Raw genomic sequence first — 23868 nt, 5'->3', positions numbered from 1 at the left:
ATTATCCTCCTACCGTTGTAACTTTTGTGAGGAATATTTCTTTAGACTTCTCTAATAAATCATTTTCTTTAAGCTTAATATTAATGTAATAATCACATGTTGAAAGGAGCTTCGATACGATATTTTGCTGTTTTAAATCCGGTATTACTATTGGTATAGATTCAACTTCCTCCCGTTTAGCAATGTTCACTTGAGCGCTTCCTCCTGCATCAGCAATTAACTTAGCGTTACCTTCTTTTGAGGTTATAAAGTACTTAAAGCAAATTGGAGCTAATTTATTTGGGTCTACTCTTAGTATTAATAATGCTTGGTTTATGATCCCGATAGGATCATCTTCTTTTATTACAGTAACTTTGCCTAATGTTCCTGAACATGAAATTACAAAATCGTCCTTTTTTACTGCAAATCTCTTTAAACTCTTATATTTTTCTTCAGTTATAAAATATCTAAACTCCCTATGATTATATATTGCATGTTGTTGCTCATAAACAGGTACTCCCAGCTCTACCATTTCATCTTTTTTTAACGCTGAGCCAAATGGACCTCTTATATATCCTTTTGGGGTCAGAATTTCACCAATTGTTCCAACTCTCCACCCTTTTGGTATCTCCATATCTAATCCATCAATAAACTCCATCTCGCCACCACTAGATTTATATGGTTCCCCGTTCTCATTAGGGAATTCAAAGTCAACAAACCATTGCTTATAAATAGCATGTGCAGTTTCTTCTGTCTTTCGAATTATGATATTATTTTGATTTATTCTATCTTGTATTACATTATATTGATTCACAGTTTCTTCTTGCATTTTAATCGATGGTATAGGTAACTTTATTTCACATAAATCTTCCCAACTAAAAATTTCACGAACACTACCATGAGAAATAAACCTTGCGTATCTATCAAATTCAGGCCGCCTAAACCACATCATTAAATATTCTGGTAATAATCTATCACTATCAGTAACTTCAAAAACTGTATATGCTTGTGATACTAATCCCTCTTCTTCTTTTTCAAGTAAAGCCACTGCTATTTTATCGCCTCTTCGTGAAGTGTCAGGGATATATGTGAATTGATTTTTCTTCACCACTTTATATTTTGTGAAATCTGTTCCTACAGTATTAGCAATCGATTTAATGAATTCTTTCGTTACAGATACACCAAGAAGATTATCTCTTTTATCATCTTTATTTCTTATATCAACTTGCCGAATATACGGACCTAAACGTTTATAATTTGATTTCATATCCTAACTCCTTAAATACGCTAAGTAAATCAACTTTAGATTGTTCTTCAGCTTTAAGTAATTCAGTAAACTCAGATTGTAGTACTGTCATTTTCTCATCAAAATCTAGATTCTCATCTCGGTTGATGAACTCTATATATTTACTTGGTACTAGGGAAAAGTCCTTCTTCTCTACTTCTTCTAGTGTTGCACTGTAGCATAATTCTCCGATATTTTGATAAGTATCTTCAAAATTAATTTGTTGCCAATTATGATAGATTGTTGCTACTTTTTTGATATCTTCATCAGAAAATTGAACATATTTTTTCTCGAATGGAATACCCATTTGTCTTAAATCCATAAATAGAATTTCATTGGAACGATTGCGATATTTTTTCAACCTACCATTTTGTTCAACTGTCCGAGCTTTTTTATTTTTATTTAGGATCCAAAGTGTAACACTTATATCAGTAGTATAAAAAAGGTTCCGAGGTAATACGACAATGGCTTCCACTAAATCATTTTCAATCATCTTCTTACGTATTTTATACTCGTCACCACCACCGCTCAACGCACCATTTGCTAATAAAAATCCAGCTACACCATTCTCAGATAGTTTAGAAACAATATTTAAAATCCAAGCATAGTTTGCGTTTCCTCTAGGTGGCACTTCGTATCCTGCCCAACGTGGGTCATCTGTTAACTCATTTTCAGCCCTCCATTGCTTCTGATTAAATGGAGGATTTGCCATAATGAAATCTGCCTTCAAATCCTTATGTTGGTCATTAAAGAAAGTGTCTGCAGCCGTTTCACCTAGATTAGCCGAAATTCCTCTTATAGCTAGGTTCATCTTTGCTAGTTTGTAGGTTGTATTTGTATACTCCTGTCCGTAAATCGATATATCTTTCTTATTTCCCTGATGTGATTCAATAAACTTTACTGATTGAACAAACATACCCCCTGAACCACAAGCAGGGTCATAAATTTTACCTTTAAATGGTTCAAGCATTTCTGCAATAAGATTTACAATACTTTTCGGAGTGTAGAATTCTCCTTTACCTTTTCCTTCTGCTAATGCGAATTTACTAAGGAAGTATTCATAAATCCGACCTACAATATCTTGTTGCTTGTCTTTAAGCGTATTGATGTTATTAATCGTATCTATTAAGGATGCTAATTTATTTACATCAAAATTTAAACGAGAATAATAATTATCAGGTAAAGCACCTTTAAGCGATGGGTTATTTTTCTCAACTGTAAAAAGTGCTGTATCAATTTTTAATGCAATATCTTCTTGTTTTGCGTTCTCTACTAAGTAACTCCATCGCGAAATTTCAGGCAGATAGAATACATTTTTCATGGTGTAAAACTCAACCATATCAACATATTTTTCTTTACCCTCATCTATTAACTCCGCTTTTCGCTCTTCAAATTTATCACTAGCAAATTTCAAAAAGATTAATCCTAAAACAACGTGTTTATATTCTGAAGCCTCAACGGATCCGCGTAATTTATTGGCGGAATCCCATAATGTTTCCTCCATACTCTTTTCTTTAACCTGTTTCTTTATAGCCATAAAAATAAATCCCCCTGTCTTCCATCTTCTACAAATAAATTAATTATATGAATTAGGAAATCCTTCCCAACCAATGTTTCTATTTCCATGATATTTCCAATATTAATTATACATCAAAATAACCAAGAAAACTTTAATAACTATATGGCAATCAGCCCACCAGAGTTCCAATGACCAACTTAAACGTAGTAGCCCAATTAATTTATCAATTCTTATCAACTAAATGCAAATAGTTCTTTTCACCTATAAGAATATTAATTTCTTAAAGTTAAGATGATTAACGCTTGAGGCCAATAGCATTTATTTCTAACCAGAAAGGAGGACTCCCTCAGTGGAGAACAAGAAAAACTCTAGTACAGATTGGTATAAACAATGTCTTGCCCACTGTGAAGATGTTGAAATCTCTAAAACTATTATTCTTTTGTTCTTCCACCTACAGGAACTAAGGAATGAACAAAATCATAAAGAAGCTGCAAATTCCCGGATATGAAACCAAAGTGATTATTAAGCCAAGAAAGAATCAAAGAACCAAGCGAACCGATGGTGTTCAGTTATCGCTTGATATAGATATAGAACAAAGAAAATTAGCAAAGACCGAGTAACGTATAAATAATTCCCCTTCAGTCAAAGATGATTACAAAAAATAGACTGGAGGGGATAGTGTGAAAAAACCATGCAGAATTGTAAAAGTCAGTTACTCGGAAGAGCTAACATCAGAATCTGAACTATGGTTCAGAAGGTTTATTGAGAAAGCACTTCTTGATCATATTGCAAAAAATGATTATAGACTTCGTGCTTTACTGATTAGTAGAAAATAATAATGAGAAAGGAAATTTTTATGAAGGAACAACAATTAATTGTGGTTTATAAACGTGTTAGTTCAGCTGCGCAAAGCCTTGAACTGCAAGATGCTGCAGCGAGAAGATATCTCGAATCACATGATTTAGCTGGAAATGAAGATTTTATTATATATTTATCTGATTATGACGTTTCAGCGACAAAACTAAAAATGAGCCAAAGACCAAAGTTAATGGAATTAATTCGTTTAATTCAAGAAGGCAAGGTTAAGACAGTAATTGGATATAAACGTGATCGGTTTGCTAGAAACTTTTATGAATTCGTAGATATAACAAAAATCTTTATTAAACATGGTGTGGAAGTCATCTACACCGCTAGTAATGAACCACCATTTAGAAATAAGCTGGCTCTAGAGGCATTCTATGGAATGTTTGGACAAATTGAAGGAGAAAATATTCGTTCACGTACAGATGATGCACGAAAGCAATTTCCTTCTAGTATCTTTGGCTTCAAGCGAATCAAAGAAGAAGGTAAAGTACGTTTCTTAATTGACGAGAACAGAAGAGACATGGTCGTTACATTGTTCAATGATTTTAGTAACGTCTCTGATGAAGAGCAATTTATTGAGTTTTTATTAATCCGTCGAAAGGGACTTACCAAGCCTGAAAAACTGCTCCGGTTATTAACTAATCCATTTTACTCTGCACATTATGAATCAAAAAATGGGTATCAATTACTTCCTCATGTGGAGCCAATGATAAGCCTAGATCTTTTTCTTGCTGTTAAAACACAGTTTGATAAGTTTATATCATACTATCAAGAAAAACTTCAAAAAGTTAACACTATATATTCCACCACTCCACTATGTGGTGAATGTAATAGTGTAATGAAGCATCGGAATGAAAATCCTCTTGATACTGGATACTTTGTATGTAGTGATAATCATAGAAGAGTGGCTATTTCAGCTGAAGAATTTAATGACCTATTAATTCAAACTATTCTAGATCATGTTCAATCTATCTCCATCTACCAAGCTGAAAAGATTATTATAAAGCGAATAATTGCTGAAAATAAAAGGCTAGAGCGTGAACAGAAAAAAGCTGTTTCTGAATATCTCGATGCCTCTCTAACAGTAAGCACGCTTGATAAAAAAAATAAACCACTTATCCCAAAATATTTGGATAAAATTAAGGAACTCAAAGAAAGACATAACTCAATAGGTCAGGACCTTTTAGCATTAAAAGAACTTAGTGATGATATAAAAAATGTTAAACAATTAATACAGCTAAATTATAATATCTCACAACAAGAACTCCAAAAACTAATTGAATTACTTGTAGATAAGGCTCTTGTATTTGAAACTCATGTACAAATCGTTCTCTACCTTTCAGCATTCAGAAAGGATGTAGATGTTTCATGAAAAAAATTAAAGCAATTGGATATATACGCTACTCTGACAAAAAACAAGATGGAAATCATTCATTAGAAATTCAAAAGAGCCAAATTCAACTTCTAGCTGAAAGAGAAAATCTTGAAATAATAGAATGGCGTGTAGACAAAGCAACAAGTGCCTTTCACAATAATGCGGGAAAACGTAAGGGAATTCAAATGGTCCTTGATGACATTGCAAATGGAGCTGAGGCAATCTGCTTCTATGAAGAATCTAGAATCACTAGAAGTATTACTGACTTTTATAACGAAGTATATACGCCTATTAAAAATCAGTTCCCTCAAACAAAGTTTTTTAGTACCCAATCTGATGGTGAATGGAACCCTAATGATCCTATTACACAAGCCAAGCTTGTGTTCGCAGCGGAGGAATCTGAAATTAAGTCCATCCGTGCTAAAGATGCTCACGTAAATATGTTGAATCAAGATTATCCTAAACGTCCCGGATCTCGTATACCAATTGGTTATGATATGAAAGATGGTGTTCTATTTCCAAATGAAGATGCTAAAGTTGTTGAGCTTATCTTCTATTTAGCTAGTTTTGGGCATTCTCAGCAAACTATTGCTGAATATCTTAATAAATGTGAAATCAAGACTAAAAAGGTAAAACATTGGAACAGCAGTACAATTGCCTACGTCCTATCCAACCGAGTATACGTTGGAAATTTAGCTTGGAATGTTAGAACTAGTTATGAAAATAGTAAACCAAAAGCTGAAAAAGACATCGATTTATTTAAGAATGTTCACGAACCTATTGTTAGTCCAACAGTATTCCATCTTGTAAAACAAATTAGTGAATTTAAAAGTGATTATGGGACGATGAGTACCCCTTATTACCTTCGCGGCATTATCTTATGTAAAAAATGTAATTCACATTTAGTCGCAAAAGATAATTCTCCAAAGGGCAAACGTGGCAAATATATGATTTATAGATGCCCAGATTGTAAAAAAACAGTTCCGATTATACCTGTACATGAAGCTGTTTTAAATGACTTACAAAGAAAGTGGGCTACACAGTTTTCTACCATTGCAATTACATCTAAAGAGCATCTTAAAAACTGGTCTAACAAACTTAAAAATGCAAAACACAATCTGAAACAACTTCTAGAAAAATCGCTTTATAACCAAAATATGTTAGCAACTGATATAGCAAACACCCCTCTTTTAGAGGAAGCGTTCATGGTTGCACAGGAAGAGTTAAAAGATGAAATAACCTATGTTAGTATGACAATGGATGAAATCGATAGGTTACTTGACGACAATTACCTTGAATTATTCTTAAAAGAAATGTTACAGCAAAGCTTTTTAAACTTTACAGATAGTGAGTTACGCGTCTTCTTCCTAATGTATTTTGATGAAGTAAATATTGACTTTGAAGCAAATAATGACATCCAAATTAGTTATCGGCTCTCTCCGTTTGTTTTACTAGAAAATTTAACTGGTCATATAACCGAACAAATTGAGAAATTTGAAGATATGACTGGTTAAGAAACCGAAGTGTATAGTACTCAAATTGATTTCCAAATACGCAAACTCTCAAAAACCCTTGTAATCGAGGCTTTTTGGGAGTATTTATTCGGTTAGCTGACCATCGAGGAATTCTTCGATGGTTATGTTACCGAACATTTTATTTCCATTATGGTCAATAAACCGAAACATTAAACTAAAATAGAATATTATTTTTTTAAGAAAAGCTCTTCGAATATGAAAATGCAAAAGTAAAATATATTATGTAAGGCTTAAAGAAATATCGTAACCAAACAAGCGAAAACCGCAGAGGTTACATATCCCGTTCAAAGACGGGTGTGTAAATCTGCGGTTTCTTTATTTTCAATCAAATATAAATCTGGAGGTATATAAAATGCAAACTACAAAAAAATATACAACTTGGGAATCACTACCTGACACTCTTACTGCACAGCACATTGCTGAATTTCTTGGTATTTCAAGAAGAAGAGTTTATGAGTTATTTCAAAGACAAGTAGAACACGGCGGTATACCCCACTTCTCAATTGGGACATCAAAAAGAGTGGAAAAATCTGACTTTAAGCGATGGATTGTGAGATTAAAAGAAAAAAGCGAGGTTAATCAATAATTATGAAAGGTCATTTTAGAAAAAGAGGCTGTAAATGTAAACCGAACAATTGCACTTGTGGAAGGAAGTGGTCATTTATAATAGATGTGGGAAAGGATCCAAAGACAGGTAATAGAAAACAGGAATCTAGAAGCGGTTTTAATACAAGACAAGAAGCTGAAGCTGCGGCAGCGGCTCTTATTACTGAAATAAACCAAAATACATTTATTAAAGAAACAGATATACTATTCAAAGATTGGGTTAATGAGTGGTTGCCGCTTTATAGTGAAAGAAATAGACCAAAACCCGGAACTATTCGTCTAAGACAGTACAGCATCAAAAAGTTGTTACCTTACTTCGCCCATTTAAAACTAAAAAAAATCACAGAAGAAATGTATCAATCCGCATTGAATGATTTAAAAGATCAAGGTTTTGCTAGAACTACGATTGAAGGAGTTCATACTACAGGAAAAATGATTTTTAATATGGCTGTTGATAAAAGAATGCTTAAAATAGATCCCACTACAAATGCTTATATAATAAAAGACGAGCAAATCATTATTGAATCCGATGAAGAAGAAATACCTTTATACTTTGAAAAAGAAGAGCTTGCACTTTTCTTAAAAAAAGTTAAAGAAAATGGACTTTTTATGGATGAAGCCATTTTTATTACATTATCTTACACAGGTATACGTGTTGGTGAATTAGTTGCTCTAAAGTGGAAAGATATAGATTTCGATAAGCGCACAATATATATTACAAAAACATATTATAACCCGGATAACAACACCGTTAAGTATCAGTTGGTTCCTCCAAAAACAAAAAAATCCAGACGTAAAATTGTTGTAGATACTGCAGTTATTGAGACATTAAAGAAACTCAAAGAAGAACAAGAAAAAATTATTCAACATCTAGGTGTCTCTTACAATGATAGCGGTTATGTATTTGCTAATGTGTACCGTCATCCGGGCTATCCAGTCCTAATTAAATTTGTTGAAAGCAGAATGGCTCGAATATTAAAACGGACTGAATTAAATTCAAGTCTTACTCCACATTCCCTTCGCCACACACATACGTCTCTTTTAGCAGAAGCTGGCGTTGGTTTGGAGGAAATTATGGAACGCTTAGGTCACCACGATGATGAAGTAACACGAAAGGTATATCTGCATGTTACAAATGAAATGAAACGAGAGGCATCTGATAAATTTAGTAATTTAATGAGTGGCCTTGTTTGAGAGCAAAATACCAAAGCATTTGCTCTCTATCTACATAATATAAAGTTTACATGGATTGTTCAGTATCAAAAAAGTACCTATTACGATTATATTAATTTTGTAACTCTTCATGTTCTCGAACTATAGAATTAAAGTCTAATTAATTACTTACTCAAAATCAACACTCAGACGATAATCAAACCACTTATTCTCTTCCATAATAATTTCTGACTTTTCATGATAATACCCTTCAGGAATAGGTTCCTCATCTGGGATATTGGGTAAGCGATACAATATATCAATTGTTAGGATAATAACATATTTTAAATAATTATTATAATCTTCCCATGATCCTATAACTCTCTTTTGAAAAGTGTGGATAGCATTACGATAATCCCTTATTTGTTGAAGCTCCTTCTTACTATATTCGTTGCTCGCTAGAACATTTTCACTAAAATAAAAATCAATCAAGTCTGATAAAGTGATCCTTTCAATTTGTGGTAATTTCGATTTTTGCTTTAATATGTCCTGTGCCTTAGCAATAAAACTTTTTTTAATAGTCTTTGTTAACCCTTTTTTACCATTAGATTCATTTTGTTTTACTATGTCTTCCAATCTTTCCTTAAAACTACCTGTAAGTACTTCTTTAATTTGATCAACAGCTTCTTTTTCCCACTTATACCATTCACTTTTAGTATAGAAGCGATAATAGAAAGCTAAAAACATCTGTAGCGTGCTTTCCAATAGAGAACCTAGTGATGACCAGCTTTGGACTAATAAACCCTGTTCTACTAATAGCTTAGCACTAGCATCAGAATATCTTTTGTAATTCTCATAAGGAAATTTAAGAGACATTGCTAATCCCTTGAACCGATTGATAGTTTCTTCATTCAGTAATTCCATAATGGTTTCGGTGTGTTCTTTCTCATAATCCTTTAAAAAGTCAATTTCACTAGCCATGTGGCAACTGATTTTCTCGACCCATTGTAATGTTTCTTCTAAAGGCATATTGTTAAATGCGTCAGTTCTACCTTTTATTAAGACTATTTGTTGCCCTCCCATATATCAATTCACCTCATCGTATTAGTTTAGTATTAATCCTAATAAATTTCCCACTTCAAATAGTACCACAATTATTTGAAATCCTATGCTCATAAAAAGGAATTAACAAATACAAATCTGTCAATAATTAGTCTTTGTAGGAGATATTAAAAAAGAAGGAGGTCTTGCAATTTAGTGAAAGGTCACTTTTATAGACGTGGTTGCAAGTGCAAAAAGAAAAAATGCACTTGTGGGTCTACATGGGCCTTTATGGTTGATGTCGGAATTGACCCATTAACTGGTAAACGTAAACAAAAAGGAAAAGGGGGGTTTAAAACAAGGCAAGAAGCTGAGGAAGCTGCAGCCGCTCTAATTCATGAGATAAATCAAGGAACCTATATTGAAGAAACAGACCAGACATTTTGTGAGTTTGCAAATGAGTGGCTCAAAATCTATAGTGATTCAAAAAATGTAAAGCCGGGAACAATTCGTGTTAGAATTCATGAAATCGGTAAGTTGATGCCCTACTTTGCTCGTCACAAACTAAAAAACATTACAAGAAAAAACTATCAAGATGCATTAAATGATCTAAAAGAACAAGGATATTCAGACAGCACAATGAGCGGTATTAATCGTACCGGGAGGATGATCTTCCGAAAGGCATTGGAATTAGAACTGATTAAAAAAGATCCAACCGAATTTGCTTACCTCAAAAAAGATAAGAAGACCATTGAACAATTAGAGGAAGAAGAAATTCCCAGATACCTTGAAAAAGAAGAACTTGCTCTTTTTCTAAGGACTGCTAGGGAACAGGGACTTGAATTAGACTATTTGATGTTCCTAATCTTGTCATATACCGGCATTAGAGTTGGAGAACTAGTTGCTCTTAAATGGAAAGATGTTGATTTCAAAAATCAAACGATTAGTATTACTAAAACGTATTACAACCCCAATAATAATACGTTAGAGTATCAGCTAGTTACACCAAAAACGCGAAAATCTAGGCGAAAAATCATTGTGGATGAAGATGTAATAAAAACTCTAATGAAACATAAAGAAGTTCAAAATGAAGTCGTCAAACAGTTAGGCAATGCTTATCATAATAAAGACTTTATATTTGCCAAAATGGAACGGCAATTTGGTTATCCTATTGTCATTAAAACCGTTCAAAACAGAATGGCTAGGCTACTTAGGATCTCAGGGCTTAACCAAGAGTTAACACCCCATTCTCTACGACATACACATACTTCACTTCTTGCCGAGGCAGGTGTCTCACTTGAACAAATCATGGATAGACTCGGTCATACCGATGATCAAATCACAAAAAATGTCTATTTGCATGTAACGCAAGAAATGAAAAAAGAAGCTTCCCACAAGTTTGCTCAACTCATGAGAAGCCTCCGCTAATAACTTCATGTTAACAAAATGTTAACATTCCACTCTCATCTTACATAAAACCCTTATATATCAAGGGTTGGAACGGCTTATTACATCATGCCGCCCATGCCGCCCATTCCCATGCCGCCCATGTCAGGCATGCCGCCTTTTTCTTCAGGAAGGTCAGCTACAACTGCTTCAGTTGTTAAGAACATAGCAGCAACGCTTGTTGCGTTTTGTAATGCAGAACGAGTAACCTTAGTTGGGTCAACGATACCAGCATTGAACATGTTTACCCATTCGCCAGTTGCAGCGTTGAATCCAATACCTACTTCTTCTTTCTTCAGACGCTCAACAACAACAGAACCTTCTAAACCTGCATTGTGTGCGATTTGACGAACTGGCTCTTCAAGTGCACGAAGAACAATGTTAAGACCAGTTGCTTCGTCACCTTCTAATTGAAGTGATGCAACTTTATTATATACATTCACTAGTGCTGTACCACCACCAGAAACGATACCTTCTTCTACAGCAGCACGAGTAGAGTTTAGAGCATCTTCAATGCGAAGCTTTCTTTCTTTTAATTCTGTTTCAGTAGCTGCACCAACTTTGATTACTGCTACACCGCCCGCTAATTTAGCTAAGCGCTCTTGTAATTTTTCCTTGTCAAATTCAGAAGTTGTTTCTTCCATTTGAGCACGGATTTGGTTAACGCGAGCTGAGATTTTATCAGATTCGCCAGCACCTTCAACGATTGTTGTATTTTCTTTTGTTACAACAACTTTTGAAGCACGACCTAATTGAGCAACAGATGCAGACTTAAGGTCTAAACCGATATCTTCAGTAATTACTTCACCGCCAGTTAAGATAGCGATATCTTCTAGCATTGCTTTACGACGATCGCCGAATCCAGGAGCTTTTACAGCTACTGCATTGAATGTTCCACGAAGCTTGTTCACAACTAATGTTGCTAATGCTTCACCTTCAACATCTTCAGCAATCAATAATAGTGGCTTACCTTGTTGTACCACTTGCTCTAACACTGGTAATACTTCTTGAATGCTAGAGATTTTCTTATCAGTGATTAAGATATATGGGTTTTCAAGAACAGCTTCCATTTTATCAGAATCTGTTACCATGTATGGTGAAGCATAGCCACGGTCAAATTGCATACCTTCTACTACTTCTAATTCAGTAGTAAAACCTTTTGATTCTTCAATTGTGATAACGCCGTCGTTACCAACACGTTCCATTGCTTCAGCGATTAATTGACCTACTTCATCATCTGCAGAAGAGATAGCTGCAACTTGTGCAATAGACTCTTTTCCTTCGATAGGCTTTGAGATTGCTTTTAATTCTTCAACAGCAGCTACAGTTGCTTTTTCAATACCTTTACGGATACCCATTGGGTTTGCACCAGCAGTTACGTTCTTAAGTCCTTCACGGATTAAAGCTTGTGCAAGAACAGTAGCAGTTGTAGTACCGTCACCAGCAACATCGTTAGTCTTGCTAGCAACTTCAGCTACTAACTTAGCACCCATGTTTTCGAAAGCATCTTCTAATTCAATTTCTTTCGCGATTGTTACACCGTCATTTGTAATTAATGGTGAACCAAACTTCTTTTCTAATACAACGTTACGACCTTTTGGTCCAAGAGTTACTTTTACTGCATTCGCTAATGCGTCAACACCACGTAGCATTGAACGACGTGCTTCTTCACTAAATTTAATTTCTTTAGCCATTTATGAGTACCTCCTCAAAATTTCTATTAATTTTATCTATTTTTCAGCAAAAAGGGTGATCTACTATGTATAAAGACTAGTAGATCTATCTCACGAAACAGGTTAAAGTAGGGAATCTACATCCTACATACTTAGGTTAGATCCGCGTCAAGACCAATTAGCCTACGATTGCTAAAATGTCGCTTTCACGAAGGATTAAATATTCAGTGCCTTCGTACTTAACTTCTGTTCCAGCATACTTTGAAAATACGATGCGGTCGCCTTCCTTTACTTCAAGAGCAACTTTTTCACCGCTATCTAGTACGCGGCCAGAACCAACTGCAACAACACGGCCTTCTTGCGGCTTTTCTTTTGCAGAATCCGGTAATACGATACCGCTTGCAGTTTTTTCTTCTGATTCAACAAGTTCAATAACAACACGATCACCTAATGGCTTTAACAAGTGAAACACCCTCCTAAGATTGATTTGATTTTTTTAATTATTAGCACTCGTTAGAGTTGAGTGCTAACACATTTATTATAATAAATAATCTCTTCTAGATTTGCAAGTATTAACTCATAAAATTTTCTATTTTTCATATTTTAATTTAGCAACACAGTCCACTCATTCATTATTAACGAAAACACCAAAAATAAATCATCATTTTCTACCTTATCCCATAAGTATGTTAAAATACGAAGGTAAAACAAAATGCGTAAGCGCTGAAACTGGATTCACCCAAAACACTAGAGTACCAATTAAAGTTATACTTTATCTTAAAAAGGAGATATTATATTGAAAACTAGATATTTATTAACGATACTTACATATATTCTCGTTCAATTTTCCGGCTATCTATTTGGTTTTAAATTGTTATTATCCATGGGAATGTCTAACGATTCTGCTCTAGCTATTTGGACTGTTATAAGCTTTACTGTTGGTTTAATAATAGTTATGATTCTATTAGTACCTGATATTAAACAACGGCATGATTCAAGAGAGCGCGTTTCCCGCCTAGTTGCTGCGCAATGGGCTATTGGCGGAGTCTTTTTAGCTTTTTTCGCGCAGTATGTGGCAGCTATTATTGAAACGTATGTCTTTGGAATCGAAGTTGGCTCTGAAAATACAGACATGTTAGTTGAAATTGCAAAAGCCACTCCAATTTTTATTATCGTTACTTCTATTGTCGGACCAATATTTGAAGAAATTATCTTCCGCCAAATTATTTTTGGTAGTCTTTATAAAAAATTCAATTTCTGGTTGGCGGCAATTTTTAGCTCAATCATTTTCGCTGTAGTGCACATGGACTTTGCTCATTTACTGGTATATACAGCTATGGGTTTCGTATTCTCTTATCTATATGTTAAGACAAAGAGAATTCTTGTCCCAATTGTTGCCCACGTTTCTATGAATACCTTCGTTGTTGTTATACGATTCGTATTCGCAGATGATCTCGAAAAACTACAGCAACAATATGACCAAATGCAAAGTTTCATTTCCTTACTAAATTTGTAAAAATTATCAAAAAATGTTCACTTTAATATAATTCGTCAATAGTTAATTATAATCCTTTTTATTTGTGCTTTTATTATTGGAGGTTTTTAAATGAAGACTACACCTTATACAATGGGACTAATCTATGCAGCTATGGGAGGATTATTTACCTTTCTAGCAGTTGAAAGCGTGGAGGAAACTATTTGGAACTTGACCACGGTCTTATTAATGCTCGTAGCTACCTTTGATTTCTCAGCTGCTATCCGGTTCTTCACCGTAAAAAGTAGATTACAGTCAAAAAAATAAAAATAACAAAACACCTGGCATGTTCACTAGTACCAGGTGTTTTAATTTATAAAAGCACTTTATCTAACCTTTATTCTTCCTCTTCTTCTTCATCATGTGATAATGGATAATGTTTTAAAAAATATATTAATGATTGCAGTTCGATCGCCAAATCAATATGGTGTATTCTTACTTCCTCCGGTACATTGATTCTTGCAGGAGTAAAGTTTAAAATACCCTTAATTCCAGAGTTAACGAGACGGTCTGTGATTTGTTGAGCAGCCGAAGCCGGAACAGTCAGGATAGCCACTTCAAACTCATTCTTAATTTTACTTTCTAAATCATCTAAATGAAAAACAGGCACTCCGCCTACTTCAGAACCTACTTTACTTCGATTTATATCAAACGCCATCTCAATGCTCGAATTATTGTTTTTTGTAAAATTATAATGTAAAAATGCTGTACCTAAATTACCAACACCGATTAAACAAACCTTAACAATTTCATCTTGATCAAGCGTTTGTCTAAAAAAAGATAATAAGTAGTTAACATTATAACCATAGCCCTTTTTACCCAGTGCACCAAAATATGAAAAATCCCGACGAATTGTAGCGGAATCCACCTTTACGGCATCGCTTAGTTCTTTTGATGAAACCCGCTGTTTTCCCGAGGCATGTAAGTTTTTTATAAAACGATAATACAAAGGTAAACGTTTTGCAGTAGCCTGAGGAATTTTGTTCTGATTTTGGTCGATATTCATATCATCCCTCCCACAGTTTTAGTTTCTCACTTAATCTATATTTTTTCTCTATGAAAATTACCGCTCTTTCCACCGGTTTTTTCTAATAAGTAAGTCGCCCCAATGATCATACCTTTATCAACTGCTTTACACATATCATATACGGTAAGTGCAGTCGCCGAAGCAGCAGTTAATGCCTCCATTTCGACACCCGTACTGCCTTTTGTTTTTACTGTTACTTCTATGTTCAATATGTAATCAGGTGCTTTTTCTTCCCATGAAAAAGAAATGTCAACACCCTTTAACATTAATGGATGACACATAGGAATCCAATCTGATGTATTCTTAGCAGCCATAATACCCGCAACTTGCGCAACTGCCAAAACATCGCCTTTTTTCATTTTATTTTCAATAATACTTGTATAGATCTCTTCGTTGACTTGAATGCTGGAATGCGCAATAGCCATACGGACGGTTTCATTTTTATCAGTAATATCTACCATTTTTGCTCTACCTTGCTCGTTGAAATGTGTAAAAGACATATTGATTGTCATCCCCTTATATGTGACTATACACTATTTTGAATGTTCTGTCGTTTATAAAATAAAGAAATTTCCAAGTGGTGATTTGTTGCCCGCTTCAGGCATTTTACGATAAACTAAAGGTTAATGCGATGAAGAGGTGAACGGACATGATTTTACTCCAAGTAAATCAAATAACGAAATATTATGGTGCTGATCCTATTTTATCTAATATCAAATTAGAAGTACAAGCAAAAGATAGAATTGCTCTTGTTGGAAGAAATGGAGCCGGAAAGTCTACTTTGCTTAAAATAATAGCAGGCCAATTATCATATGATTCAGGTGAATTGATTAAGCCGAAAGATTTAACAATTGGGTACCTTGCGCAGGATACAGGCCTCGAATCTAGTTTATCAATATGGGAAGAGATGATGACTGTATTCCAGCATTTAAAACAAAAAGAAACAAAGCTTAGAGAATTAGAAATGCAAATGGGTGACCCCGCTTATTTAAATGATACAGCTAAGTATGAAAAAGTATTAAAAGAATATGACGAATTACAAATTGCTTTTAAAGATGAAGGCGGTTATCAATATGAAGCAGATATTCGCACCGTATTACATGGATTAAATTTTACTAGCTTTAATTATAACACACCTATACAATCTTTAAGCGGTGGCCAGAAAACGAGATTGGCTTTAGGTAAACTTCTGCTCACTAAGCCAGATCTATTAATTTTGGATGAACCTACTAACCACTTAGATATTGAAACCATGACATGGCTTGAACAATATTTACAAGGTTATCCTGGAGCACTATTACTGGTTTCTCACGACCGCTATTTCCTAGATAAACTAGTAACAATCGTTTACGAAATTTCCCGATCAACCAGTCGGAAATTCGTAGGAAATTATAGTAAGTTTTTGCAGGAAAGTGCTCTACTATACGAACAAGAGCTAAAACAGTTTGAAAAACAACAAGATGAGATTGCTAAATTACAGGACTTTGTGCAGCGGAATATAGCTAGAGCTTCTACTACAAAACGGGCACAAAGCCGCCGGAAACAGCTTGAAAAAATGACCGTAATGGACCGTCCACAAGGTGATGAAAAATCTGCATCCTTCCATTTCGAAATTGAACGACAAAGTGGTAATGATGTGTTAAGAGTAGATGGTGTAACAGTTGCGTATCCAAATCAAGAGCCTACCCTCAAAGATATTACATTTCTACTTAAGCGTGAGGAAAGCGTGGCCTTAGTGGGGCCAAATGGAATTGGAAAGTCAACTTTATTGAAAGCAATTACAAAGCAATTACCACTTCTGAGCGGAGAAGTAGCGTATGGCTCGAATGTTACGATCGGTTATTATGACCAGCAACAAGCTGATTTAACTTCGAATAAAACTGTATTAAACGAGCTGTGGGATGAATATCCATTAAAGCCAGAGAAGGATATTCGAACAATTCTTGGTAACTTTTTATTCAGTGGTGATGATGTTCTAAAGATTGTTAACTCATTAAGTGGCGGTGAAAAAGCCCGCTTGGCACTTGCTAAACTAATGCTTCAGAAAGCAAATCTGCTTATTTTGGATGAGCCGACAAACCATTTGGATCTTGATAGCAAGGAAGTTTTAGAAAATGCTTTAATAGGCTATCCAGGTACAATTTTATTCGTATCACACGACCGTTATTTCATCAACAGGGTCACAACCAGAATCATCGAGCTTTCACAAGATGGCTTGCAAAATTTCCTCGGTGACTATGATTATTATATTAATAAAAAAGAAGAAATGAAGGAACTTGAAAGTTTAGAACAAGAAACTAAATCAAAATCTACTGTGGATAAACCACAACCAGAAAATGATAAAACAAAGTTTGAAATGGATAAAGAACAGAAAAAGAAAGAACGTCAGCGCCAACGCAGAATTGAAGAAATCGAAAGACAGATTGAAGAAATTGAATTAAAGATTACAGCAAATGAAGAGCTTTTATGCGACCCGGCTGTTTATCAGGACTATGAAAAAACGACAGAATTAAACAATGAAAATCAAAATTTTAATACACAGCTCGAATTGTTAATGGAGGAGTGGGAATCGCTCCAAAGCGAGTAAATATTAAGCTTGCCTGCTATACGTACTTTATTATGATGTACGTATAGCAGGCATTTTTTTCATTAACCGACATCATATTTCGCCAGATTACTTACACTTTAAGTGATCTATTAACATATACACAATATCCACATAGTTATTAACAGAAAATGCCCGTTTTTAAAGGCGTTTTTTACACTTATGCACATAATCCACAATTTTTAACACAGTTATCCACATTTTTTATAAACAAGTATATATCCTTTCATGTCGGAATTTGTAGAGCTTATCCACTAACACAACACTCTGTGGATAACTTTGTCCACAAAATATAAAAATCCAAATCAGCTAAACGGACTGCTTTGAGCCTTTTATATATTCTCCTGAGAGAAAAAAAAATAGCAGACTAAAATCATCATGGTGAATTTAGTCTGCTATTTTATTATCGTATTCCCCGAACTGCATAAACTCGAATTACCTATAATGTTAATTAAAGCTCTCTATTTCAAGTCCTGGGGTACCGTTTAAATCAAGTCCTGCAACTTTTCCTTTATTAAATTCTATACTACCTGCTGCAGCAATCATCGCTGCATTATCCGTACAGAGATTTAATGGAGGAATAACTAACTCAACGTCTTTCTCACTAAAAGTTTGTTCTAACGCTGCTCTTAGTCCTTTATTAGCTGCTACACCTCCAGCTAATACAACTTGCTTAACATGATATTCATGTGCCGCTTCCTCCGTTTTTGAAACTAATACTTCGATAACACTTGCTTGGAAACTAGCTGCTAAATCTTCAGGTTTAATTTCTTCTCCACGCTGTGCAGCATTATGCAAAGTATTAATCACAGCTGATTTTAAACCGCTAAAACTAAAATCATAAGATCCCTTTTCTAACCAAGCTCGCGGTAATTCAACTGAAGGGCTGCCTTCGTGTGCCAAGCGGTCAATATGAGGGCCACCCGGATAGGGTAGCTTAAGCTGTCTGGCTACTTTATCATAGGCTTCACCAGCTGCATCATCTCTAGTCTCGCCAATAACTTCGTACGAGCCATGCTCCCTCATATAGATGAGCTCTGTATGGCCACCAGAAACGACTAAAGCTAAAAGAGGGAAAGTTAATTCCTTAACAAGACGATTAGCATAAATATGGCCAGCTATATGATGAACTGAAACGAGTGGAATATCATGAGCAAATGCTAACGCCTTTGCAGCATTTACACCTACTAATAATGCGCCTACCAAGCCCGGTCCTTCCGTTACAGCAATCGCATTGATATCACTAAAATTGATTTTTGCTTTTGTCATCGCTTCTTCTAATACAATCGTCACTTGTTCTACATGGTGCCTCGACGCAATCTCCGGAACAACTCCGCCAAAACGCTTATGGCTTTCAATTTGCGATGATACTACATTTGCAATAATTTCACGGCCATTTTTTATAATCGCCACTGCAGTTTCATCACAGCTAGTTTCTATTCCTAATATAAACTCATCTTTTTGCTTATTCATTAAAATTCACCCACATTACTAAAGCATCTTCTTGGTTATCCACATAATAATTTTTGCGGATGCCACCATCTTTAAATCCATATTTACGATATAAATTTTGGGCCACAGTATTAGATACCCTGACTTCTAGCGATACAGTTTTTGCACCTAAAGCTTTACTAAACTCTAAAACTTGTTCTAACAACGCATCCCCAAGCTTTTTCCCACGATATTGTGGCAGAACAGCAATATTTGTAATATGCGCTTCATCTAAGATGATCCAAAGACCACAATAACCGATAATGGACGGTCCTTTCTCCATTACAATATATTTAGCATACTGATTTGTAGTAAGCTCGTTATAAAAAGCATCTCTGCTCCATGGCAGTGTAAAAGAGTTTTTTTCTATATAAACAATCTGTTCGATATCTTCAAGCTTCATTAATCGAAAACTAATATTCTCCTCCATAATTGTTCCCCTTGAGCTTTATTTTTCTTGAGCAGCCAACCATTTAGCTTCTGCTTCGGCAAGACGAATATAATTAGGAACAAATGAATGAATCTCCTGTGGCTCTTTCGAAATCCCTATTCTTGCCAACTCAGACGGTCGCGGATTATATGCACTAACGGTTGCGATTACAGCCTGTTCACCAAGTACCTCTGTAATTAACTGCTGGTGTAATTGCACATCGTTACCTAAGAATAATACCTTCTCCTCCTGATCTTTCAAAGTTATTAACCAATCCTTTAACAAAAGTATTTGATCTTCTTTTATAGATTGAAGGACTCCTTGACTGTTTTTATATAGCCCTGTATACACCTGACCTCTGCGTGCATCAAATATAGGTGATACTAAACCTGAAAAGTATAGCCCATTCTGAGCTAACACTTCTAAGCTCGAAACACCTACAATTGGAATATTTAATGACCATGCTAGTGTTTTAGCAACAGTTACACCGATTCTTACACCTGTATATGAACCAGGCCCATGCGCAACAATAATCCGTTCCAACTGCTTAGGCTGTATGCCAACGGCTTTCATTAGATCATGAATTGCTGGCATTAACTGTACAGAATGGTTTCTTTTTACGTTTGTTATATATTCTCCAATAATAGATTGACCATCGATAATCGCAACACCCATTACCTGATTAGATGTATCAATTGCTAATGCTTTCATTATTCAGTAACTCCTTACATAAATCAATATATGTATGACCCTTTGGCTCAAGTGTTATTTTTCTTTCAGCTTCGTTTTGATATGCTATCGTAATAGCCAGAAACTCATTAGGTAATTGATCTTCAATAAATTGAGCCCATTCTACGACCGTAACTCCATCGCCATCAAAATACTCATCAAAGCCTAAATCTTCATCACTTTCTTCTAATCTATAAACATCCATATGGTACAAAGGAATTCTTCCTTGTGTATATTCTTTAATAATTGTAAAGGTAGGGCTATTAACCGTACGATTAATTCCTAATCCTTTGGCCAAGCCTTTAGTAAACGTTGTTTTTCCTGCCCCCAAATCGCCTTCTAAGGTAATTACAGAACCAGGCTGCAACTTTTCTGCTAACCGTTCCGCAAAGCTCATTGTTTCCTCTGTTGAATTTGTATGTATTTCAAATTCTTTCACAAAACCACCCTATTTTTTAAAATGATTATATCCCTGTTTTTGCAAGAGAGTCAGCGTATTTTTTTGTTTTAAAAATACATTTGCCGGCCCTTCTTTTACAATCCCAATTTGCGTTATTTTTTGATTTGCATTTTGACATTCTTTTTTAAGTTCATCCCAGTTTTCTTTAGGAATTGTGCCAATTAATTCATAATCTTCCCCACCGTTCAACATGAGTGGCAATGGGTCTTTATGAATAAAACAAAGCTCTTCACTTCTTGGTAATTGATCGGCATCAATTACGATTGACACATTGCTAGCTTCAGCAATTTCATTACTTTCACTTGCAATACCGTCACTCACATCATTTAAAGCCACACGCGGAAAACTTGCAAGAATTTGACCAATCTCAACCCTCGGTTCCGGCATCTGATGGCGCGCAACTAAATGCATCTCTTCTTTTGTAAACATATAGCCATGACCATGCTTTAACAATAGCTCAAGACCTGCAGCAGATTCACCAACGTTTCCAGTCACAAATACAAGATCATCTACCTTGGCATTGTTTCTTAAAAGATGACATCCCTTTTTGATTCTTCCTAGAACAGTAATGGTAATTGTTAAACTATGCATGGACGATACGGTATCTCCTCCGATTAAATCCATTTTATACCGTTCGGCCAGGTCTGTCATGCCAGCATATATTTTTGCTATTTCTTGCTCAGACCAATGTTTCGGTATCGCAATTGAAACTAAATAAAAGGTCGGCTGTCCACCCATAGCTGCTATGTCACTAATATTACTGGCTAACACTTTATAACCAATATGATAAGGTTTCATCGTTTTTTTTGTAAAATGTACCTCTTCTATCATTGTATCCATACATACAACTTCTTCAACATCAACATCACTAGAAAATAATGCAGCATCGTCCCCAATTCCCTTTACAAGGAAAGGATGATTAATCTTCTTCGGCGTAATGCTTTTTATAAATGAAAATTCATCTTGAATAGACACAGTTATCCTCCAACATTCTAAAGAAAAAAATATAAAAGAATCCTTAGGTTATTCCCCTAAGGATTAATTTTCTCATATTAATTTCAATTTTACAAAACCGATTGTTCTAATGCATCTTTAAATACAGAAATGATATCTTCTGACTCCTCAATCCCAACCGAAATTCGAATAACTCCTTCATTAATACCAAGCTCGTCCCTCATTTCAGGAGTTAGCGAACGGTGTGATGTCCCAAATGGATAAGAAACTGTTGTTTCTACTCCAGCTAATGTTGGAACAATTTTCACCCATGATAGTGATCTGAAAAATTTACTAACATCACATTTACCATCAATATCAATGGTAACAATAGCACCATTACCCTTTTCTGATACAAACTCTGGATAATAAACTTTATTAATTCCTGGATGATTTCTTAGCGCATCAGCAAGTTTTTGGGCATTTTTCACGTGACGTTCCATGCGTACACTTAGCGTTTTAATTCCTCTAGTTCCAAGCCATGCTTCGTTTGGAGCTAGATTTAAGCCAAGGTTAACAACTTTCGCTTTAGCTTTTGCTATAAGATCACTGTGACCAACTACAACACCAGCTGTTACATCACTATGTCCGCCAATATATTTCGTTGCACTATGAACAACAAGGTCTATTCCTTTTAAGTAAGGTTGAAGAAGATACGGTGTTGCAAATGTATTGTCAATTAATGTTGCAATGTTGTATTCTTTACCGATTTCAACAATTTTATCAATATTTTCGACTCTTAAAAGAGGATTCGTCACCGATTCAGAGTATAATAATTTTGTATTACCTTTAATATTCCTCACAATTTCCTCTTGATCTTCAAAAGAAACAAAAGTAACCTCAATTCCTAAATCCTTTAACTCAGTTGCAAGAAGTGTATATGTTCCTCCATATATATCATTTGTAGCTACAATATGATCACCTGCTTTTACAACAGATAATATACCAGCCATAATTGCTGATATACCAGATGACGTTGCTACTCCTGCTGGTGCACCCTCTAAATTAGCAACTGCTTGGGCTAATTCATCAGTATTCGGATTTCCTGTACGCGTATATAGATATTGACTTTCGCCGCTATAAAAACCTTCTAATTCTTCTAAACTAGAAAATGCAAAAGCAGATGTTTGATAGATTGGATTAATTTTACTTGAATTAGAACTTGGTCTATTTTCAGATAAATGTACTGTTTCAGTATCAAAATGGTGCTTCAATTTAACTTCCTCCTTTTTCACTTAATAATACTTTAAACCTTTAAAGTATTATTGGTCAATTAGTTTCAGAAGATTACATATTTATTTTAATTTAAAAAATAATGTAAGCGTTATAGTTGCTTTTACTGTTGAATCTTTATACTAAAAATATTATTTTCACATATTATTGTGTTTTTCATTGAATACTGCTCATTCAAATGGGCACTCTAATCTTACGAAACATATAAAAATATAGGAGGTTCTAGCATGTTGAGAAAACTTTTAATGGTATTACTTGCGGTTTCTCTAACCTTCTCACTAGCAGCATGTAATGATGCGCCAGGTGAAGACGTAGTTGGAGATAATGAAGTAAATGATGATGCTCCAGGCGAAGACATCGTTGGTGATGGTGAAGTGAATGATGAAAATGCAGCCGGTGATAATGCAATGGGTACTGGTGAAGTAAATGATGATGCACATGGTGAGGATATCGTCGGTGACGGTGAAGTAAACGATGATGCTCCGGGCGAAGATGTTGTTGGTGACAATGAAGTAGCAGATGATGAAGGATAAGATAAGCAAGGGCTGTCCAAAAAGTCATTGAAAAGTGACATTTTAGGTTAGCCCTCTTTTTTCTTTCATAACAGTAAGGACAACTTTTTATGAACGAACAAATGTCACCTCTCGTTAGCTCTTACTTAATCCCTATGATATCCGGACATCTATTCCGTTATTTGCGTTTCACAGAGGTTTTTTTGCGTTTCACGGACTTTTGCTCCGCTATTGCACGAATGAGGACGTACTTTCTTTTGTTTTTTGGTTAATAGAGGATTTATTGTCCGGTAAACTTCTGAAGACTGCCGCTTTTGTACAAATAAGGGCCTTTTTGTCCGCAATTGAAATGTATCCGGACATCTATTCCGTTAATTGC

General features: G+C 35.0%; 24 protein-coding genes. 11 read left to right on the top strand and 13 right to left on the bottom strand.

Annotation, left to right across the window (positions count from 1 at the left end; all coding sequences use genetic code 11):
• Position 1: 1 nt before the first annotated feature.
• Both C1724_RS25930 and C1724_RS24720 read right to left on the bottom strand, forming a co-directional pair.
• Positions 2-1246 carry a restriction endonuclease subunit S gene (locus tag C1724_RS25930; protein ID WP_102349618.1) on the bottom strand — a complete coding sequence of 415 codons (1245 nt, stop codon included), beginning with the start codon at positions 1244-1246 and terminating at the stop codon, positions 2-4.
• Positions 1230-2801: a type I restriction-modification system subunit M gene (locus C1724_RS24720; protein ID WP_102349616.1), complete on the bottom strand. Its 1572-nt coding sequence runs from the start codon at positions 2799-2801 to the stop codon at positions 1230-1232. Before C1724_RS24720 ends, C1724_RS25930 begins: the two co-directional genes overlap by 17 nt.
• Before the next feature lie 449 nt (positions 2802-3250).
• Between C1724_RS24720 and C1724_RS25865 the strand changes: the two genes are divergently transcribed.
• The 6 genes from C1724_RS25865 to C1724_RS24700 all read left to right on the top strand — a co-directional run bounded on the left by C1724_RS25865 (position 3251) and on the right by C1724_RS24700 (position 8357).
• Positions 3251-3403: a hypothetical protein gene (locus C1724_RS25865; protein ID WP_180994433.1), complete on the top strand. Its 153-nt coding sequence runs from the start codon at positions 3251-3253 to the stop codon at positions 3401-3403.
• A gap of 60 nt (positions 3404-3463) precedes the next feature.
• Positions 3464-3619 carry a hypothetical protein gene (locus C1724_RS25860; protein WP_180994432.1) on the top strand — a complete coding sequence of 52 codons (156 nt, stop codon included), beginning with the start codon at positions 3464-3466 and terminating at the stop codon, positions 3617-3619.
• Positions 3620-3621: 2 nt separating this feature from the next.
• Entirely contained in the window at positions 3622-5019 is a 1398-nt protein-coding gene (locus tag C1724_RS24715; RefSeq protein WP_102349614.1) for a recombinase family protein, read from the top strand.
• A complete protein-coding gene (locus tag C1724_RS24710) occupies positions 5016-6536 on the top strand; it encodes a recombinase family protein (RefSeq protein WP_102349612.1) in 1521 nt (506 codons plus the stop codon). The genes C1724_RS24715 and C1724_RS24710 overlap by 4 nt, the downstream gene beginning before the upstream one ends.
• 373 nt (positions 6537-6909) lie before the next feature.
• On the top strand, positions 6910-7143 hold the full coding sequence (locus C1724_RS24705; protein WP_102349611.1) for a helix-turn-helix domain-containing protein: 234 nt from the start codon (positions 6910-6912) through the stop codon (positions 7141-7143).
• Between the two features lie 2 nt (positions 7144-7145).
• Complete coding sequence (locus tag C1724_RS24700) at positions 7146-8357, top strand: tyrosine-type recombinase/integrase (protein WP_102349609.1); 1212 nt, start codon at positions 7146-7148, stop codon at positions 8355-8357.
• A gap of 147 nt (positions 8358-8504) precedes the next feature.
• Here the strand turns inward: C1724_RS24700 and C1724_RS24695 are convergent, their stop codons facing one another.
• Entirely contained in the window at positions 8505-9398 is an 894-nt protein-coding gene (locus C1724_RS24695) for a hypothetical protein (RefSeq protein WP_102349607.1), read from the bottom strand.
• A gap of 174 nt (positions 9399-9572) precedes the next feature.
• On the opposite strand from C1724_RS24695, the gene C1724_RS24690 reads away from it, so the two are divergent.
• Complete coding sequence (locus tag C1724_RS24690) at positions 9573-10784, top strand: tyrosine-type recombinase/integrase (RefSeq protein WP_102349604.1); 1212 nt, start codon at positions 9573-9575, stop codon at positions 10782-10784.
• Between the two features lie 80 nt (positions 10785-10864).
• On the opposite strand, the gene groL is transcribed toward C1724_RS24690, so the two are convergent.
• Together groL and groES are read right to left on the bottom strand one after the other, a co-directional pair.
• Positions 10865-12496, bottom strand: coding sequence for a chaperonin GroEL (gene groL / locus C1724_RS24685; protein ID WP_102349602.1), 1632 nt, complete (start codon positions 12494-12496; stop codon positions 10865-10867).
• A gap of 157 nt (positions 12497-12653) precedes the next feature.
• Positions 12654-12938, bottom strand: coding sequence for a co-chaperone GroES (groES, locus tag C1724_RS24680; protein WP_102349600.1), 285 nt, complete (start codon positions 12936-12938; stop codon positions 12654-12656).
• A gap of 333 nt (positions 12939-13271) precedes the next feature.
• Between groES and C1724_RS24675 the strand changes: the two genes are divergently transcribed.
• Positions 13272-13991 carry a CPBP family intramembrane glutamic endopeptidase gene (locus C1724_RS24675; RefSeq protein WP_102349598.1) on the top strand — a complete coding sequence of 240 codons (720 nt, stop codon included), beginning with the start codon at positions 13272-13274 and terminating at the stop codon, positions 13989-13991.
• A 90-nt stretch (positions 13992-14081) separates the two neighbouring features.
• Positions 14082-14276, top strand: coding sequence for a YdiK family protein (locus C1724_RS24670; protein WP_102349596.1), 195 nt, complete (start codon positions 14082-14084; stop codon positions 14274-14276).
• A 70-nt stretch (positions 14277-14346) separates the two neighbouring features.
• Here the strand turns inward: C1724_RS24670 and C1724_RS24665 are convergent, their stop codons facing one another.
• Together C1724_RS24665 and moaC are read right to left on the bottom strand one after the other, a co-directional pair.
• A complete protein-coding gene (locus C1724_RS24665; protein WP_374703488.1) occupies positions 14347-15015 on the bottom strand; it encodes a redox-sensing transcriptional repressor Rex in 669 nt (222 codons plus the stop codon).
• 35 nt (positions 15016-15050) lie between these two features.
• Positions 15051-15536: a cyclic pyranopterin monophosphate synthase MoaC gene (moaC, locus tag C1724_RS24660; protein WP_102349594.1), complete on the bottom strand. Its 486-nt coding sequence runs from the start codon at positions 15534-15536 to the stop codon at positions 15051-15053.
• Between the two features lie 149 nt (positions 15537-15685).
• Here moaC and C1724_RS24655 point away from each other — a divergent pair, with 149 nt between their 5' ends.
• Entirely contained in the window at positions 15686-17623 is a 1938-nt protein-coding gene (locus C1724_RS24655; protein ID WP_102349592.1) for an ABC-F family ATP-binding cassette domain-containing protein, read from the top strand.
• Between the two features lie 465 nt (positions 17624-18088).
• Here C1724_RS24655 and tsaD read toward each other — a convergent pair whose 3' ends face one another.
• From tsaD to C1724_RS24625, 6 genes are all read right to left on the bottom strand, one after another.
• Positions 18089-19114: a tRNA (adenosine(37)-N6)-threonylcarbamoyltransferase complex transferase subunit TsaD gene (gene tsaD, locus C1724_RS24650; protein ID WP_102349590.1), complete on the bottom strand. Its 1026-nt coding sequence runs from the start codon at positions 19112-19114 to the stop codon at positions 18089-18091.
• On the bottom strand, positions 19107-19562 hold the full coding sequence (gene rimI / locus C1724_RS24645) for a ribosomal protein S18-alanine N-acetyltransferase (RefSeq protein ID WP_102349588.1): 456 nt from the start codon (positions 19560-19562) through the stop codon (positions 19107-19109). Before rimI ends, tsaD begins: the two co-directional genes overlap by 8 nt.
• Positions 19563-19580: 18 nt before the next feature.
• The gene (gene tsaB / locus C1724_RS24640) at positions 19581-20273 is read right to left on the bottom strand and encodes a tRNA (adenosine(37)-N6)-threonylcarbamoyltransferase complex dimerization subunit type 1 TsaB (RefSeq protein WP_102349587.1); all 693 of its coding nucleotides are present in this window, start codon (positions 20271-20273) and stop codon (positions 19581-19583) included.
• Complete coding sequence (gene tsaE, locus C1724_RS24635) at positions 20254-20730, bottom strand: tRNA (adenosine(37)-N6)-threonylcarbamoyltransferase complex ATPase subunit type 1 TsaE (RefSeq protein WP_102349585.1); 477 nt, start codon at positions 20728-20730, stop codon at positions 20254-20256. Before tsaE ends, tsaB begins: the two co-directional genes overlap by 20 nt.
• A gap of 9 nt (positions 20731-20739) precedes the next feature.
• Positions 20740-21726, bottom strand: a complete 987-nt coding sequence (thiL, locus tag C1724_RS24630; protein WP_102349583.1) for a thiamine-phosphate kinase — start codon at positions 21724-21726, stop codon at positions 20740-20742.
• An 89-nt stretch (positions 21727-21815) separates the two neighbouring features.
• Positions 21816-22958 (bottom strand): trans-sulfuration enzyme family protein, encoded by a 1143-nt coding sequence (locus C1724_RS24625; protein ID WP_102349581.1) that lies wholly within the window; start codon positions 22956-22958, stop codon positions 21816-21818.
• Positions 22959-23204: 246 nt separating this feature from the next.
• Here C1724_RS24625 and C1724_RS24620 point away from each other — a divergent pair, with 246 nt between their 5' ends.
• Complete coding sequence (locus tag C1724_RS24620; RefSeq protein ID WP_102349580.1) at positions 23205-23510, top strand: hypothetical protein; 306 nt, start codon at positions 23205-23207, stop codon at positions 23508-23510.
• The last annotated feature ends 358 nt before the right edge of the window (positions 23511-23868 follow it).

Source organism: Bacillus sp. Marseille-P3661 (assembly GCF_900240995.1).
Classification (GTDB): Bacteria; Bacillota; Bacilli; order Bacillales; family Bacillaceae_J; genus OESV01.
The sequence above is the reverse complement of the archived record's forward strand: the minus strand, read 5'-3'. Positions and strand labels throughout refer to the sequence as shown.

What these genes read in the sequence shown, in the direction of transcription:
- C1724_RS25930 (WP_102349618.1), bottom strand. Translation starts at nt 1,246, where the DNA reads ATGAAATCAAATTATAAACGTTTAGGTCCGTATATTCGGCAAGTTGAT.
- C1724_RS24720 (WP_102349616.1), bottom strand. Translation starts at nt 2,801, where the DNA reads ATGGCTATAAAGAAACAGGTTAAAGAAAAGAGTATGGAGGAAACATTA.
- C1724_RS25865 (WP_180994433.1), top strand. Translation starts at nt 3,251, where the DNA reads ATGAACAAAATCATAAAGAAGCTGCAAATTCCCGGATATGAAACCAAA.
- C1724_RS24715 (WP_102349614.1), top strand. Translation starts at nt 3,622, where the DNA reads ATGAGAAAGGAAATTTTTATGAAGGAACAACAATTAATTGTGGTTTAT.
- C1724_RS24710 (WP_102349612.1), top strand. Translation starts at nt 5,016, where the DNA reads ATGAAAAAAATTAAAGCAATTGGATATATACGCTACTCTGACAAAAAA.
- C1724_RS24705 (WP_102349611.1), top strand. Translation starts at nt 6,910, where the DNA reads ATGCAAACTACAAAAAAATATACAACTTGGGAATCACTACCTGACACT.
- C1724_RS24700 (WP_102349609.1), top strand. Translation starts at nt 7,146, where the DNA reads ATGAAAGGTCATTTTAGAAAAAGAGGCTGTAAATGTAAACCGAACAAT.
- C1724_RS24695 (WP_102349607.1), bottom strand. Translation starts at nt 9,398, where the DNA reads ATGGGAGGGCAACAAATAGTCTTAATAAAAGGTAGAACTGACGCATTT.
- groL (WP_102349602.1), bottom strand. Translation starts at nt 12,496, where the DNA reads ATGGCTAAAGAAATTAAATTTAGTGAAGAAGCACGTCGTTCAATGCTA.
- C1724_RS24670 (WP_102349596.1), top strand. Translation starts at nt 14,082, where the DNA reads ATGAAGACTACACCTTATACAATGGGACTAATCTATGCAGCTATGGGA.
- C1724_RS24665 (WP_374703488.1), bottom strand. Translation starts at nt 15,015, where the DNA reads ATGAATATCGACCAAAATCAGAACAAAATTCCTCAGGCTACTGCAAAA.
- moaC (WP_102349594.1), bottom strand. Translation starts at nt 15,536, where the DNA reads ATGTCTTTTACACATTTCAACGAGCAAGGTAGAGCAAAAATGGTAGAT.
- C1724_RS24655 (WP_102349592.1), top strand. Translation starts at nt 15,686, where the DNA reads ATGATTTTACTCCAAGTAAATCAAATAACGAAATATTATGGTGCTGAT.
- tsaD (WP_102349590.1), bottom strand. Translation starts at nt 19,114, where the DNA reads ATGAATAAGCAAAAAGATGAGTTTATATTAGGAATAGAAACTAGCTGT.
- rimI (WP_102349588.1), bottom strand. Translation starts at nt 19,562, where the DNA reads ATGGAGGAGAATATTAGTTTTCGATTAATGAAGCTTGAAGATATCGAA.
- tsaB (WP_102349587.1), bottom strand. Translation starts at nt 20,273, where the DNA reads ATGAAAGCATTAGCAATTGATACATCTAATCAGGTAATGGGTGTTGCG.
- C1724_RS24620 (WP_102349580.1), top strand. Translation starts at nt 23,205, where the DNA reads ATGTTGAGAAAACTTTTAATGGTATTACTTGCGGTTTCTCTAACCTTC.